General features: G+C 67.9%; 12 protein-coding genes. 3 read left to right on the forward strand and 9 right to left on the reverse strand.

Going from position 1 to position 12,319, the window contains the following annotated elements; all coding sequences use genetic code 11:
- Nucleotides 1–22: 22 nt before the first annotated feature.
- Nucleotides 23–421 carry a tautomerase family protein gene (locus JC881_RS06945; protein ID WP_198784973.1) on the reverse strand — a complete coding sequence of 133 codons (399 nt, stop codon included), beginning with the start codon at nucleotides 419–421 and terminating at the stop codon, nucleotides 23–25.
- 111 nt (nucleotides 422–532) lie between these two features.
- On the opposite strand from JC881_RS06945, the gene JC881_RS06950 reads away from it, so the two are divergent.
- Together JC881_RS06950 and JC881_RS06955 are read left to right on the forward strand one after the other, a co-directional pair.
- Nucleotides 533–1,405: a LysR family transcriptional regulator gene (locus tag JC881_RS06950; protein ID WP_198784974.1), complete on the forward strand. Its 873-nt coding sequence runs from the start codon at nucleotides 533–535 to the stop codon at nucleotides 1,403–1,405.
- Between the two features lie 38 nt (nucleotides 1,406–1,443).
- On the forward strand, nucleotides 1,444–2,070 hold the full coding sequence (locus JC881_RS06955; protein WP_198784975.1) for a YitT family protein: 627 nt from the start codon (nucleotides 1,444–1,446) through the stop codon (nucleotides 2,068–2,070).
- Nucleotides 2,071–2,355: 285 nt separating this feature from the next.
- On the opposite strand, the gene JC881_RS06960 is transcribed toward JC881_RS06955, so the two are convergent.
- From JC881_RS06960 to JC881_RS06990, 7 genes are all read right to left on the reverse strand, one after another.
- On the reverse strand, nucleotides 2,356–3,750 hold the full coding sequence (locus JC881_RS06960; RefSeq protein WP_233101633.1) for an amidase: 1,395 nt from the start codon (nucleotides 3,748–3,750) through the stop codon (nucleotides 2,356–2,358).
- Nucleotides 3,751–3,773: 23 nt separating this feature from the next.
- Nucleotides 3,774–5,261, reverse strand: a complete 1,488-nt coding sequence (locus JC881_RS06965; RefSeq protein ID WP_198784976.1) for an ABC transporter substrate-binding protein — start codon at nucleotides 5,259–5,261, stop codon at nucleotides 3,774–3,776.
- Nucleotides 5,262–5,494: 233 nt separating this feature from the next.
- Entirely contained in the window at nucleotides 5,495–6,988 is a 1,494-nt protein-coding gene (locus JC881_RS06970; protein ID WP_198784977.1) for an ABC transporter substrate-binding protein, read from the reverse strand.
- Nucleotides 6,989–7,109: 121 nt separating this feature from the next.
- Nucleotides 7,110–7,940 (reverse strand): ATP-binding cassette domain-containing protein, encoded by an 831-nt coding sequence (locus JC881_RS06975; RefSeq protein WP_198784978.1) that lies wholly within the window; start codon nucleotides 7,938–7,940, stop codon nucleotides 7,110–7,112.
- Entirely contained in the window at nucleotides 7,937–8,926 is a 990-nt protein-coding gene (locus tag JC881_RS06980) for an ABC transporter ATP-binding protein (RefSeq protein WP_198784979.1), read from the reverse strand. The genes JC881_RS06975 and JC881_RS06980 overlap by 4 nt, the downstream gene beginning before the upstream one ends.
- 5 nt (nucleotides 8,927–8,931) lie before the next feature.
- Nucleotides 8,932–9,810 (reverse strand): ABC transporter permease, encoded by an 879-nt coding sequence (locus JC881_RS06985; RefSeq protein WP_198784980.1) that lies wholly within the window; start codon nucleotides 9,808–9,810, stop codon nucleotides 8,932–8,934.
- On the reverse strand, nucleotides 9,807–10,757 hold the full coding sequence (locus JC881_RS06990; protein WP_198784981.1) for an ABC transporter permease: 951 nt from the start codon (nucleotides 10,755–10,757) through the stop codon (nucleotides 9,807–9,809). The genes JC881_RS06985 and JC881_RS06990 overlap by 4 nt, the downstream gene beginning before the upstream one ends.
- Before the next feature lie 104 nt (nucleotides 10,758–10,861).
- On the opposite strand from JC881_RS06990, the gene JC881_RS06995 reads away from it, so the two are divergent.
- Nucleotides 10,862–11,137 carry a YfhL family 4Fe-4S dicluster ferredoxin gene (locus tag JC881_RS06995; protein ID WP_198785299.1) on the forward strand — a complete coding sequence of 92 codons (276 nt, stop codon included), beginning with the start codon at nucleotides 10,862–10,864 and terminating at the stop codon, nucleotides 11,135–11,137.
- A gap of 525 nt (nucleotides 11,138–11,662) precedes the next feature.
- Here JC881_RS06995 and pth read toward each other — a convergent pair.
- Nucleotides 11,663–12,295, reverse strand: a complete 633-nt coding sequence (pth, locus tag JC881_RS07005) for an aminoacyl-tRNA hydrolase (RefSeq protein WP_198784982.1) — start codon at nucleotides 12,293–12,295, stop codon at nucleotides 11,663–11,665.
- Nucleotides 12,296–12,319: the final 24 nt, after the last annotated feature.

Here is a 12,319-nt window from a genome sequence, read left to right on the forward strand (position 1 = left end):
CCCCGGGACACCGTGAAGGGCTTCAGACCCCGGCTTGCTGGTGGCGGTACTCCTGGGTCTTTCCGCCGTAGCCGTAGGCCGCGCCGCGCGCGTCGATCACGTGGATGTACGACACCTCGTGCAGGTCCGGCCGGATCTTCGCCATGGCCGCGTGCACCTCGCGCAGGTAGCGCGCCTTCTCGGCCTTGGTGTTGGTCTCGTCGGTGATGCTGATGTCCAGGTGAAAGGCCGACTTGCCCAGCGACGCCAGCGTCTGGCCGCCGATGAACCACGTGTCGGCGGCGATGTACTGCACCGTGATGGCGATCACCGGCAGCTGCTTGCCGAGCACGCTCTGGGTGAGCTCGGCGACGGCATCGACCGTCTTGCGGGTGAGGCCGGCGTCGGCTTCGCCGGAGAGGTGGACAACGATGTGGGGCATGGTGGACTCCTGTGGAATGAATGAACGATGGGGTGATTGTGGGAGTCCGATGGTCATCGGAAAAGCGGGAAGATATGATGGCATCCATCGGTTCAACGGATGGATAGCGCCATGCAGACCTTCGACCTCGAACAACTTCGCACCCTGGCCGCGGTGATCGACGCGGGCAGCCTCACGGCCGCCGCGCCGCGCGTGTTCCTCTCGCAGTCGTCCGTCAGCGAGCAGATGCGCAAGCTCGAGGAGCGCGCGGGCCAGTCGCTGCTCACGCGCAGCAAGGCCGGCGTCGCGCCCACCGAGGCGGGCACGCGGCTGCTGGCGTATGCGCGGCGCATCCTCGCGCTCAGCGACGAGGCGTTCCGCGACCTGCGCGGCGAAACCCTGCAGGGCGAACTGCGGCTGGCCGTGACCGACTACTTCCGTCCCGGCGATCTCACGCAGCTGCTCGGGCGCCTGGGCGAGAGCTATCCGCGGGTGCGGCTGAACGTGAGCATCCTCAAGAGCGACGCGCTGCGGGCCGCGTATGCGCATGGCGACTTCGATGTGGGCCTGGCGATGGACATCGTGGGTGCGTCGTCGTCGTCCTCGGCGCAGGGCGCCAAGGCCTCGCTCATCCGGCGTGAATCGCTCGCGTGGCTGGGCGCCACCGGCCTGCGCGTGGCGCGGGGCGAACCGGTGCGGCTGCTGGCGCTGCCGGACACCTGCTCGCTGCACCAGTTCACCGTGGCGCTCTTGCGGCGGCGGCGCGTGCCGTATGTGCTCGCGCATGTGGCCTCGGGCGTGGCGGGGTTGCAGTCGGCACTGGCCGCGGGGCTGGGCGTCGCGTGCCTGAACGAATCGGCGGTGTGCGAGGGCGTCGCCCGGCTGGCGGCACCGCACGGCCTGCCGGCCTTGCCCAAGGTCGCATTCCAGTTCCTGCCCGGGCGCCGGGGCGAGACGGCGTTCGTGACCCGCGCCCGCGAGATGCTGGCCAGCCATCTGGTGTGAAGCCGCCGGGGTGGCGCGGGATTTGCGTCACCCCCGCCATGGACGCGCCACCACCCACCCACCTGCCGGATCTGCTGCGCCATTCCCGTTTCGATGACGCGCAGGCCATCTTTTCGGGCACCTTGTTCGTCGCCATCGCGATGATGCTGTTCGGCCAGGCGGGTCTCCTCACGGGCGGCACGGCGGGCGTCGCGTTCATCCTGCACTACGCGACCGGCGTGAGCTTCGGCAAGCTGTTCTTCCTGGTGAACCTGCCGTTCTACTGGTTCGCCTGGCGCCACATGGGCCGGGCCTTCACGCTCAAGACCTTCTTCGCGATCGCGCTGCTCTCGGTGATGACCGACTGGGCGCCGCGCTACCTGTCGATCGATTCACTGCATCCGGCGTTTGCCGCGGTGCTCGGCGGCTTGTTGCTGGGCACGGGTTGCCTCTTCCTCGCCCGCCATCGCGCGAGTCTCGGCGGCGCGACGGTGCTGACGCTGTACCTGCAGGAAAAGCGCGGCTGGCCCGCCGGCAAGGTGCAGATCGGCATCGACTGCACGGTGGTGCTGCTCGCGCTGTTCGTGATTCCGCCGCAGCGCGTGGGGTGGTCGGTGCTGGCGGCGGTGGTGATGGGGCTCTTCCTGTGGATCAACCACAAGCCGGGGCGTTACGCGGCGACCTGAATTCGAGGGCTCTTGTTCGGGGCGTGTGCACAGGCCACCGGGTACTCCCCTCCGCGAATGTCCCCCGGGGCTTCGCCCCTCCTCCTTGATTTCGCTGCGGGGAGCACCCGGCACCCTGCGCACTTGGGCACGCTCTGGGTGAACCGCGATCAACGAGCGCACTGAAGCGCTCGCGCTGGCGGTGGGCCCTGTTTCGCGAAATCAAGGAGGAGGGCGAAGCCCGGGGGACATTCGCGAAACAGGGCCCACCGTCGGCGTGAGTGCAGCCCTGAACAACGCGATGTCCTAGCCCCCAGGCACCACCGGCCAAGGCCGCTGCGCTTCGCGAATCTGCTCGAACGCACGCGACACGCGCAGCACGCCGAGGTCATCGAAGCGGTGCCCCGCGATCTGCAGCCCGATCGGCAACCCGCTCGCCGCATACCCGCAGTTCACCGACGACGCCGGCTGCTCCGACATGTTGAAAGGCACCGTGAAGCCGATGTGTTCCAGCGGCCGCAGCGGATCGTTGGTCGGCGAGGGCGCCTCGGCCGCCGCGGGCATGTTCGGCGACACCGGCGAGATCACGTAGTCGAAGCGCGCGCACGCCTGCACCGCCGCCACGCGCGTCGCATGGAACTGGCTGAAGCTGCGAAACACATGCTCGCCGCTGAATTCGGCCGCGCTCTCTGCCCATTCGCGGATGTAGGGCAGCACCTTGGCGCGCTGGTCGGCGCGCAGGGCTTTCATGTCCACGAGCGAGCGCATGCGCCACAGGTGGTCCATGCCGTCGAGCATGGCCTGCGACATGAAGGGCTGCATGGTCTCGACGACCGCGCCGGCTTTCTCGAAGAGGCGCGCGGCGTGCTCGACCGCCGTCTGGATCTCCGGCTCGACCGCCAGGCCGCAGCCCGCGTCGAGCAGCAGCCCGATGCGCAGGCCCCGCAGGTGGTCGGGCGACACGTCGAAGGCCGCCCAGTCGATGTCCTGCGCCGGCAGGCTCATGCTGTCGCGCGCATCGGGTTTCGAGAGCGCCTGCATCATCAGCGCGGCATCGCCGACGGTGCGGGTCATCGGCCCGGCGGCGCGGCCCATGTAGGGCGGATCGATCGGGATGCGGCCCAGGCTCGGCTTGAGCGTGAAGATGCCGCACCAGCTCGCGGGCAGGCGCAGCGACCCGCCGATGTCGGTGCCCAGGTGCAGCGGACCGTAGCCGGCCGCGGTCGCGGCGCCCGCGCCGGCGCTGGAGCCGCCCGGCGTCTTGCCCAGGTCCCAGGGGTTGCGCGCCAGCTTGTGGAAGCTCGAGAGCCCCGAGGACAACATGCCGTAGTCCGGCATGGTGGTCTTGCTCACGATCACCGCGCCGGCTTCCTTCAGGCGCGCGGCCGGCGGTGCATCGACAGTCGCCGGCTTCAGGTCGACGGCGGCGGTGCCCGCGGGCATCGGGTCGCCGCGCGTGGCGATGTTTTCCTTGATGGTGGCCGGCACGCCGTCGAGCGGGCCGAGCGCATCGCCGCGCTGCCAGCGGGCCTCCGACGCGCGCGCCTGGTCGAGCGCGGCCTCCGGGCGAAAGAGCCAGGTGGCCTGCAGGTGCGGCTCCCAGCGCTCGATGTGCGCGATCACAGCTTGCGTGACCTCGACCGGCGAGAGCCGCTTGTCGCGGTAGGCGGCCGAGAGCTCTTGCGCGGAGAGTTCGTTCAACGGTGAGGAGGACACGTCGATCCCTATCCCCAGGACAGGGCGGAGAGGTCGTTCACGAAGATCGGGTTCTCCTTCCAGAGGCCCTTGACGTTCTTCTTGGCGATCGTCGGGAACTGCGGCTGGTACAGGAAGCCGTTGGCCGCGTCGGTGGCCAGCATCTTCTGCGCGTCGCCCAGCAGCTTGTTGCGCTCGGTGGCGTTGGCCGTGGTCTTGATCTTGTCGAACAGCGTGTTGAAGGCCTTCGACTGGTAGCCCCAGTAGTAGTCCGACTTGGCGTAGTTGCCCAGGTCGAAGGGCTCGACGTGCGAAATGATCGACAGGTCGTAGTCCTTGTTGCCGTAGGTGCCGCTCAGCCACTGCGCCCACTCGACGTTCTGCACCTTCACCACGATGCCGATCTTGGCGAGCTGGGCCACGATCACCTCGCCGCCCTGGCGCGCGTAGGGCGGCGGCGGCAGCGTCATCTTGAGTTCGAGCGGCGTCTTCACGCCGGCTTCGGCCAGCAGCTTCTTGGCCTTCTCGATGTCGAAGGGGTTGACGCCCGTGGTGTCCACGAAGCCCGCCGCGCCCGGCACGTAGTGGCTGCCGATGGCCACGCCCAGGCCATCGGCGGCGCCCTCGATCACGGCCTTGCGGTCGATGGCCGCGAGGATGGCGCGGCGCACGCGCACGTCGTCCAGGGGCTTCTTCTGGTTGTTGATCGACAGGATGGTCTTGGCGCGCGAGCCCGCCAGGATCACCTGGAACTGCGGGTTGGCCTTGAACTGCGGCACCACGCGCGTGCCGATGCGGGTGAACACATCGACGTCGCCCGCCATCAGCGCGGCGGCTTGCGCGGCGGTGTCGGCGATGAAGCGGAAGGTCACCTTGTTGATCTTGGCGGTGGCGGGGCTGCGAAAGCCCTCCCATTTGCTCAGCGTGAGCGAGGAGCCCTTGGCCCAGCTGTCCAGCTTGTAGGGGCCGGTGCCGACGGGCTTGGTGGCGTTGGCGTCGGCGCTCTTGGGCTCGACGATCACGGCCGTGGCCTGGCCCAGCACGAAGGGCAGGTCGGGGTCGATTTCCTTGTTGATGACCACCACGGTGTAGTCGTCCACCGCCTGCGTGGCGAGGTTGGCGAAGGTGCGCTTGTCCTTGTTGGTGCTCTTCTCGCCGCCGGCGCGGTCGAACGAGAACTTGACGGTGGCCGCGTTGAAGGGCTCGCCGTTCTGGAACTTGACGCCGCGCCGGAGCTTGAAGGTGTAGGTCTTCAGGTCGGGCGAGACTTCCCAGCTCTCGGCCAGGAGCGGCGTGACGCTGCCGTCGGCGTTGATCTTGGTGAGCGTCTCCAGGATGTTGTACTGCACGATCTCCGCGATGGCGGCGGCCGCGCCGGCCGTCGGGTCCAGGCCCGGCGGCTCCAGCGCCATGCCGATCACGATGGCGTCCTTCCGCCCTTGGGCCATGCCGGCCAGCGGGGTGGCCAGCGCGACGGTGGCGCCGGCGGTGGTGAGGAGGGTGCGACGGTTCAACATACTTGGGTATCTCCGGAAAACGGCAAGGGTCGAATGACTGGTTCGGCGCCCACCGTGCCCCGAAGGGAGGCGCGGCGCCACGAAAGACAAGGCACGCAGCACGAAAGATGCCACGTGCGCGGCGGATCATTCTCTCGCAGCGGGTGGCCCGGCGAATGGCTCCGGGAGCGGTTTTTCCTCGGGACGTACCCGGATGCCGGGGCCTGGCGCATGCCCTTCGCCAGGCCGTTTCGTCAGGCCCAGTACAGGGCGGCGATGTCGTTCGCGAAGATCGGCGCGTCCTTCCAGAGGCCGCGCAGGTTGCGCCCCGCCACCGTGATGAACTGCGGCTGGAACAGGAACACGTTGGCCGCGTCCTCGGCCAGGAGGCGCTGCGCATCGCCGAGGTACCGGAGGCGCTCGGCCGCGCGCGGCGCGTTGCGCGCCTTGTCGAAGGCCTCGTTGAACTTCGCCGACTGGTAGCCCCAGTAGTACTCGGGCTTGGTGTAGTTCACCAGGTCGAAGGGCTCCACGTGCAGGATCAGCGAGAGGTCGTAGTTCTTGTTGCCGTAGGTGCCGCTCATCCACTGCGCCCACTCGACGTTCTGGATCTTCGCGACGATGCCCACCTTGGCCAGCTGCGCGGCGATGAGCTCGCCGCCCTGCCGCGCATAGGGCGGGGGCGGGAGCACCAGCTCCAGTTCGAGCGGCGTCTTCACGCCGGCCTCGGCCAGGAGCCTCTTGGCCTTCTCCACGTCGTAGGCGTTGATGCCCGTGGTGTCGATGTAGCCCGGCGCGCCCGGCACGTAGTGGCTGCCGATCGGAATGCCGCGCCCGTCCGCTGCCGCCTCGATGACGGCCTTGCGGTCGATGGCCGCGGAGATGGCGCGGCGCACGCGCACGTCGTCCAGGGGCTTGCGCTTGTTGTTGATGGCCAGGATGGTCTTGCCGCGCGAGGCGTTGAAGACGACCTGGAAGCGCTTGTCGTTCTGGAACTGCGGAAGGCTCCGCGACACCGAGGCATGCGGGAACAGGTCGACGTCGCCCGCGAGCAGCGCGGTGGTCTGCGCGGCCGGCTCCGAGATGAATCGGAAGCTCACCTTGCGGATCTGCGCAGCCTCGGCGTGGCGATAGCCGTCCCACCTGGCGAGCACGATGGTCGAGCCCTTGGCCCAGTTGTCCAGGCGGTAGGGGCCGGTGCCGACGGGCTTGGTGGCGTTGGTCTCCACCGTCCTGGGCTCCACGAGGATGGCCGATGCCTGGCCGAGCAGGAACAAGAGGTCGGGCTCGATCTCCTTGTTGATCAGCACCACGGTGTGCTCGTCGAGCACCTGCGTCGCGATGTTGGCGAAGGTGCGCTTGTCCTTGTTGGTGCTGTTGGCCGCGGCTGCGCGGTCGAACGAGAACTTCACGCTCTGCGCGTTGAAGGCCTCGCCGTTCTGGAACTTCACGCCGCGCCTGAGCTTGAAGGTGTAGGTCTTCAGGTCGGGCGAAACCTCCCAGCTCTCGGCGAGCAGCGGCGTCACGCTGCCGTCGGAGTTGATTTTGGTGAGCGTCTCGAAGACGTTGTAGAGCACCACCTCGGAGATTTCGGCGCCGGCCTTTGCGGTGGGGTCCAGGCCCGTGGGCTCGAGCGTGAGGCCAATGACCAGCGAATCTTTTTTCTTTTGCGCGAAGGCATCGAGCGGCAGTGCGAGCGGGGCCAGGGCGGCGGCGCCGGTGGCGAGCAGGGTGCGTCGTTGGAGCATGAAGCGGTGTCCTCTGTGTCCTCGGGAAGAGGGGGCAAGCATCATCCGCGAGACGGGTGCCATCGCGCAACCAGATGCTTATGACCCACTCATCCTACGAAGAGAGCGCGGCGCTTCGGTGTCAGGCCGCGAGCAGCGTGCCGCCGGTGGGCGTGCGCGGCACCGCGTCCAGCAGCGTGCGCGTGTACGGGTGCTGCGCGTGGCGGAACAGCTCGCCCGGCGGGCCCTGTTCGACGATGAGGCCCTTCCATACCACGCACACGTCGTCGCACAGCTGGTTGACCACCGCGAGGTCGTGGCTGATGAGCAGGTAGCTCACGCCGAACTGCTGCTGCAGGTCCTGCATGAGGTTGAGCACCTGGGCCTGCACCGAGACGTCGAGCGCGCTCACGGGCTCGTCGGCGACGATGAGCTTGGGGCGCGTGATGAGCGCGCGTGCGATCGCGATGCGTTGTCTTTGCCCGCCCGAGAACTCGTGCGGGTACTTGTCCATGTCGGTGGTGCGCAGGCCGACGGCTGCGAGCGATTCGGCGGCGCGTTCGCGCTGTTCCTTGCGCGATGCTTCGGCCAATGCTTCGAGCGGTTCGGCAACGATGCGAGCGACGGTCTGGCGCGGATCGAGCGAACCATACGGGTCTTGAAAGACCATCTGGAAATCGCGACGTGCGGTGCGCAGTTCGCTCTTCGGCAGCGTGTGCAGGTCGCGCCCGAGCAGCTTCACGTTGCCCGAGGTGGGCGTGTCGAGCGCCATCACGAGGCGCGCGATGGTCGACTTGCCCGAGCCCGATTCGCCGACGATGCCGACGCTGCGGCCGGCTTCGACCTTGAAGCTCACGCCGTTGAGCGCCTTGACGGTGGGCGGCGGGCCGAAGAGTTTTTCGCGCGGCAGGTCGTAGTGACGCACGAGGTCGGTCACCTCCAGCAGCGGCGAGGCGAGGGTGGATTCACTCATGGGGCAACGGCGGCTTCCACCGCGATGTCGTCGAGCCGGATGCAGCGCACCGCATGGTCGTGCGGCAGCATCGCGGGCGCTGGCCGCGTGATGTGGCACGCGTCGATCGTGTAGCCGCAGCGGCCCGCGAAAGGGCAGCCCCTGGGCAGGTCGACCAGCTCGGGCACGCTGCCGCGAATGGTGGCCAGGCGCACGCCGCGCGGCGCGCCGAGCGCGGGTCGCGCAGCGAACAGGCCTTGCGTGTAGGGGTGCGCGCGGCGGGCGAACACAGCTTCGGTCGGGCCGCTCTCGACCACGCTGCCGCCGTACATCACGAGCATCTTGGAGACGGTCTGCGCGATCACGCCCAGGTCGTGCGAGATCAGGATCAGCGCCATGCCGCGCTCTTGCACCAGGCTCTGGATGAGCTCGAGGATCTGCTTCTGGATGGTCACGTCGAGCGCGGTGGTGGGCTCGTCGGCGATCAGCAGGTCGGGGCCGCAGGCCAGCGCCATCGCGATGCCGATGCGCTGCCGTTGCCCGCCCGAGAACTGGTGTGGGTACGCATCGAGCCGCGAGGCGGCATCGGGAATGCCCACGCGCTCCAGCAGCGCCAGCACTTCCTTGCGCGCCTCGGCTTTCGAGAGACCGCGGTGCAGCCTGAGCGGCTCGCCGACCTGGCGCACGATCGTGTGCACCGGGTTGAGCGCCGTCATCGGCTCCTGGAAGATCATGCCGATGCGGTTGCCGCGGATCTGGCACATGTCCTTTTCGGCGCGGCCGACGAGCTCGGTGTCGTCGAAGCGGATGCTGCCGGTGACCTTCGCGTTCGAGGGCAAAAGGCCCATGAGCGACATCACGGTGATCGACTTGCCGCAGCCCGATTCGCCCACGATGCCGAGCGTTTCGCCGCGCTCCAGCGTGAAGTCGATGCCGCGCACGGCCTCGGCCGGGCCGCGCTGCGTTTGCAGTTCGATGTGCAGGTCCTTGGCTTGGAGGAGAGGCATGTCGCTCACCTTGCGCGCGCAAGGCGCGGGTCGAGCAGATCGCGCAGGCCGTCGCCCAGCATGTTCAAGCCCAGCACCGCCATCGCGATGGCCATGCCGGGGAACACGGCCAGGAGCGGCGACTGGAACATCATCGTCTGCGCTTCGCTGAGCATGCGGCCCCATGAAGGTTGCGGCGGCTGCGTGCCCAGGCCCAGGTAGGAGAGGGCGGCTTCGGCGAGGATCGCGATGGCGAAGCGGATCGTGATCTGCACGATCAGCACCGCGGAGATGTTCGGCAGCACGTGCTGCATCGTGATCGAGAACGCGCCCTTGCCGCAGGCGCGCGCGGCAGCGATGTACTCGCGCGACCAGATCGCGTTGGCCGAGGCGCGCGTGATGCGCGCGAAGGTCGGGATGTTGTAGATGCCGATCGCCACGATGGCATTGACGATGCCGGCGCCGAACACGGCCGTCATCATGATCGCCGAGAGGATCGCGGGGAATGCGAGCGAAAAGTCTGTCAGCCGCATGATGGCTTCCTCGACCCAGCCGCGCTTCGCGGCGGCGAGCAGGCCGAGCGCGGTGCCGACCACGAGGCCGATGCCCACCGCGATCACGCCCACGAGGATGGACGCGCGCGCGCCCACCAGCAGCAGCGAGGCGACGTCGCGGCCGTAGGTGTCGGTGCCCAGCCAGTGCGCGCCGGTCGGCGGCTTGAGCTTGTTGGCCATGTCCATCTCGTAGGGCGACCAGGGCGTCCAGACGAGCGAGAGGGCGGCGGCCAGCAGGAGCAGCAGCGTGAGCACGCCGCCGATGACGAAGCTGCGATGGTGCAGCGCGCGGCGCCAGAAGCCCGGCACCTTGAGCGCGGCGGCGCTCGGGACGGCGACGCTGCTGCTCATATGTCGCTCGCCTTGATGCGCGGATCGATCACGGCATAGAGCACGTCGACCACGAAGTTAACGATGACCACGAGCGCGGCGAGCAGCATCACGCAGTTGCGCACCACGATCAGGTCGCGGTTGCTGATGGCCTGGAAGATGAGGCGGCCGAGACCCGGGAGGTAGAACACGTTCTCCACCACGATGGTGCCGGCGAGCAGTTCGGAGAACTGCATGCCCATCACCGTGATGACCGGGATCATCGCGTTGCGCAGCACGTGGGTCCACAGCACCATGCGCTGCGACACGCCCTTGGCGCGCGCGGTGCGCACGAAGTCTTCGCGCATCACCTCGAGCACGGCCGAGCGCGTGATGCGCGCGAGGATCGCCGCCTGCACCACCGCGAGCGACAGCGCCGGCAGCAGCAACGACTTGAGGCCCGCGAAGATGCCTTCGCCCCAGCCCTCGAAGCCGCCGGCCGAGAACCACTGCAGCTGCACCGAGAAGACCAGGATCAGCATGATCGCGAACCAGAAATTCGGGATCGCGATGCCGACCTGCGCCATGCCCATGAGGCCCACGTCGCCCAGCTTGTTGTGGCGCGCGGCCGCGGTCACGCCCACCAGCAGCGCGATCACCACCGTGAGGGCCATCGCCATCATGGCGAGCGGCACGGTGAGCGCGAGGCGCTCGAGGATGAGGTCGAGCACCGGCGAGCTGTAGGCGTAGCTGTCGCCCAGGTTGCCGGTGAGAAGGCCCCCGATCCAGTGCCAGTAGCGCGTCCACGCCGGTTGGTCCAGGCCCAGCTTGGTGGCCAGCGCCGCGACGGCATCGGGCGAGGCGTCGGGGCCCATGAGCATCTGCGCGGCGTTGCCGGGCAGGATCTCCAGAACGAGGAAGACGATGACCGAAGCGCCGATCAACGTGCCGATCAGCGTGGCGAGGCGCTTGAATAGAAACAGACTCATGGGGCGGGGCGCAGCATAACCCGAGTGCTGCAACAAATGTGCCGTGAATGTGGCCTTTGTCATTCACGGACGGGTGGCCCGGCCGGTCCGCCGATAATCGGGGGATGGCCCTCATGATCACCGACGAATGCATCAACTGCGATGTCTGCGAGCCCGAGTGCCCGAACGATGCGATCTACATGGGCGCGGCGTACTACGAGATCGATCCGCACAAGTGCACCGAATGCGTCGGCCACTTCGATGAGCCGCAGTGCGTGCAGATCTGCCCGGTCGCGTGCATTCCCCTGAACCCCGAGCACGTGGAAAGCCGCGAGACGCTGATGCAGAAGTACCAGCGCCTCACGGCGATCAAGGTGACGGCGGTTTCGCCTTCTTCTTAAGTCGGCGTCTGAGTCGCGGGACTTCCGCTTCTTTTTCTTCGCCGGGGCGTCGCTGCCCGACTTGCTGCTTGGCCCACCGCTGTTGAAGCTCATGGTGGATTTGCGCGGATCGCCGGCCGCCTTGGTGGCGCGTTCTCTCGCTTGCTGCTCGGACAGGGCCATGCGCCGTTCGGCCAGTGCGGCACTTCTGGCTTCCCTTGCCGACTGGCGATCGCGGTCATAGGCCGCTTTCTCCTGCGAGAGGCGGGAGTGCTCCAGCTTGTCGGCCTGCGCGCTGTTGCGCTTCGCGCCGGCTTCGGCAGCGCGCCGGTCTTCATTGCTGCGCGGATCGTCGACCTTTACCGCCTTGCCGCCTTCGCAGGGGCGGTCCGAGTAGGTGCTGCCGCATCGCCAGGTGTTTGCGCTGGCGGAACAGGCACAGGACGCTATCAAAAGCAGAGCGATCCCGAATTTCCCCGCCCTCGTTTCTCTTTTTCTTCTCGTCTTCATTTTTTATTTCTCTCCCTCCTGCGCTCCGGTTGCCGGCTAGGTGGCGGCAGGCGTGCCCCCGTCGCCGGGCTCCCGCCGCGGCGGTTTGGGCCGGGGCGGTTTGCTCGTGTGGATGACCATGGTCGCTTTCTCCATCTCGCCGGCCACGAGCGCGGGCGCGGCATGCAGCGTGCGGACGATGGCGTCCTCGATCAGTTCACGTTGTTCTTTCAGCGGTTTCTTGAGCACCCAGTTGACGACCTCCGACTTCACGCCGGGATGCCCGATGCCCAGGCGCAGGCGCCAGTAATCGCCGGTGCCCAGTTGCGCGTGGATGTCGCGCAGGCCGTTGTGGCCGGCATGGCTGCCGCCGAACTTGAGCTTGGCCTGGCCGGGCACCACGTCGAGCTCGTCGTGCACGACGAGGATTTCCTCGGGCGCGATCTTGAAGAATCGCGCGAGCGATGCCACCGACTTGCCCGAGAGGTTCATGAAGGTCTGCGGCTCCAGCAGCCAGACGCTCTGGCCGCCGATGCTCGCGCGTGCCGCGAGTCCGTGGTAGCCGCGCTCGGGCACGAGGTTGAGTTTCCAGTCGCGCGCGAGGGCGTCGATCCACCAGAAGCCCGCGTTGTGGCGCGTGGCTTCGTACTCAGGGCCCGGGTTTCCGAGGCCGACGAACAGCTTGATCATGGCGGGAATTATGTCGCCGCCCCC

Origin of the sequence: Variovorax sp. IB41 (assembly GCF_016405905.1) — a bacterium.
In the GTDB taxonomy this organism is placed as follows: domain Bacteria; phylum Pseudomonadota; class Gammaproteobacteria; order Burkholderiales; family Burkholderiaceae_C; genus Variovorax.

What these genes read in the sequence shown, in the direction of transcription:
- JC881_RS06945 (WP_198784973.1), bottom strand. Translation starts at nt 421, where the DNA reads ATGCCCCACATCGTTGTCCACCTCTCCGGCGAAGCCGACGCCGGCCTC.
- JC881_RS06950 (WP_198784974.1), top strand. Translation starts at nt 533, where the DNA reads ATGCAGACCTTCGACCTCGAACAACTTCGCACCCTGGCCGCGGTGATC.
- JC881_RS06955 (WP_198784975.1), top strand. Translation starts at nt 1,444, where the DNA reads ATGGACGCGCCACCACCCACCCACCTGCCGGATCTGCTGCGCCATTCC.
- JC881_RS06965 (WP_198784976.1), bottom strand. Translation starts at nt 5,261, where the DNA reads ATGTTGAACCGTCGCACCCTCCTCACCACCGCCGGCGCCACCGTCGCG.
- JC881_RS06970 (WP_198784977.1), bottom strand. Translation starts at nt 6,988, where the DNA reads ATGCTCCAACGACGCACCCTGCTCGCCACCGGCGCCGCCGCCCTGGCC.
- JC881_RS06975 (WP_198784978.1), bottom strand. Translation starts at nt 7,940, where the DNA reads ATGAGTGAATCCACCCTCGCCTCGCCGCTGCTGGAGGTGACCGACCTC.
- JC881_RS06980 (WP_198784979.1), bottom strand. Translation starts at nt 8,926, where the DNA reads ATGCCTCTCCTCCAAGCCAAGGACCTGCACATCGAACTGCAAACGCAG.
- JC881_RS06985 (WP_198784980.1), bottom strand. Translation starts at nt 9,810, where the DNA reads ATGAGCAGCAGCGTCGCCGTCCCGAGCGCCGCCGCGCTCAAGGTGCCG.
- JC881_RS06990 (WP_198784981.1), bottom strand. Translation starts at nt 10,757, where the DNA reads ATGAGTCTGTTTCTATTCAAGCGCCTCGCCACGCTGATCGGCACGTTG.
- JC881_RS06995 (WP_198785299.1), top strand. Translation starts at nt 10,862, where the DNA reads ATGGCCCTCATGATCACCGACGAATGCATCAACTGCGATGTCTGCGAG.
- pth (WP_198784982.1), bottom strand. Translation starts at nt 12,295, where the DNA reads ATGATCAAGCTGTTCGTCGGCCTCGGAAACCCGGGCCCTGAGTACGAA.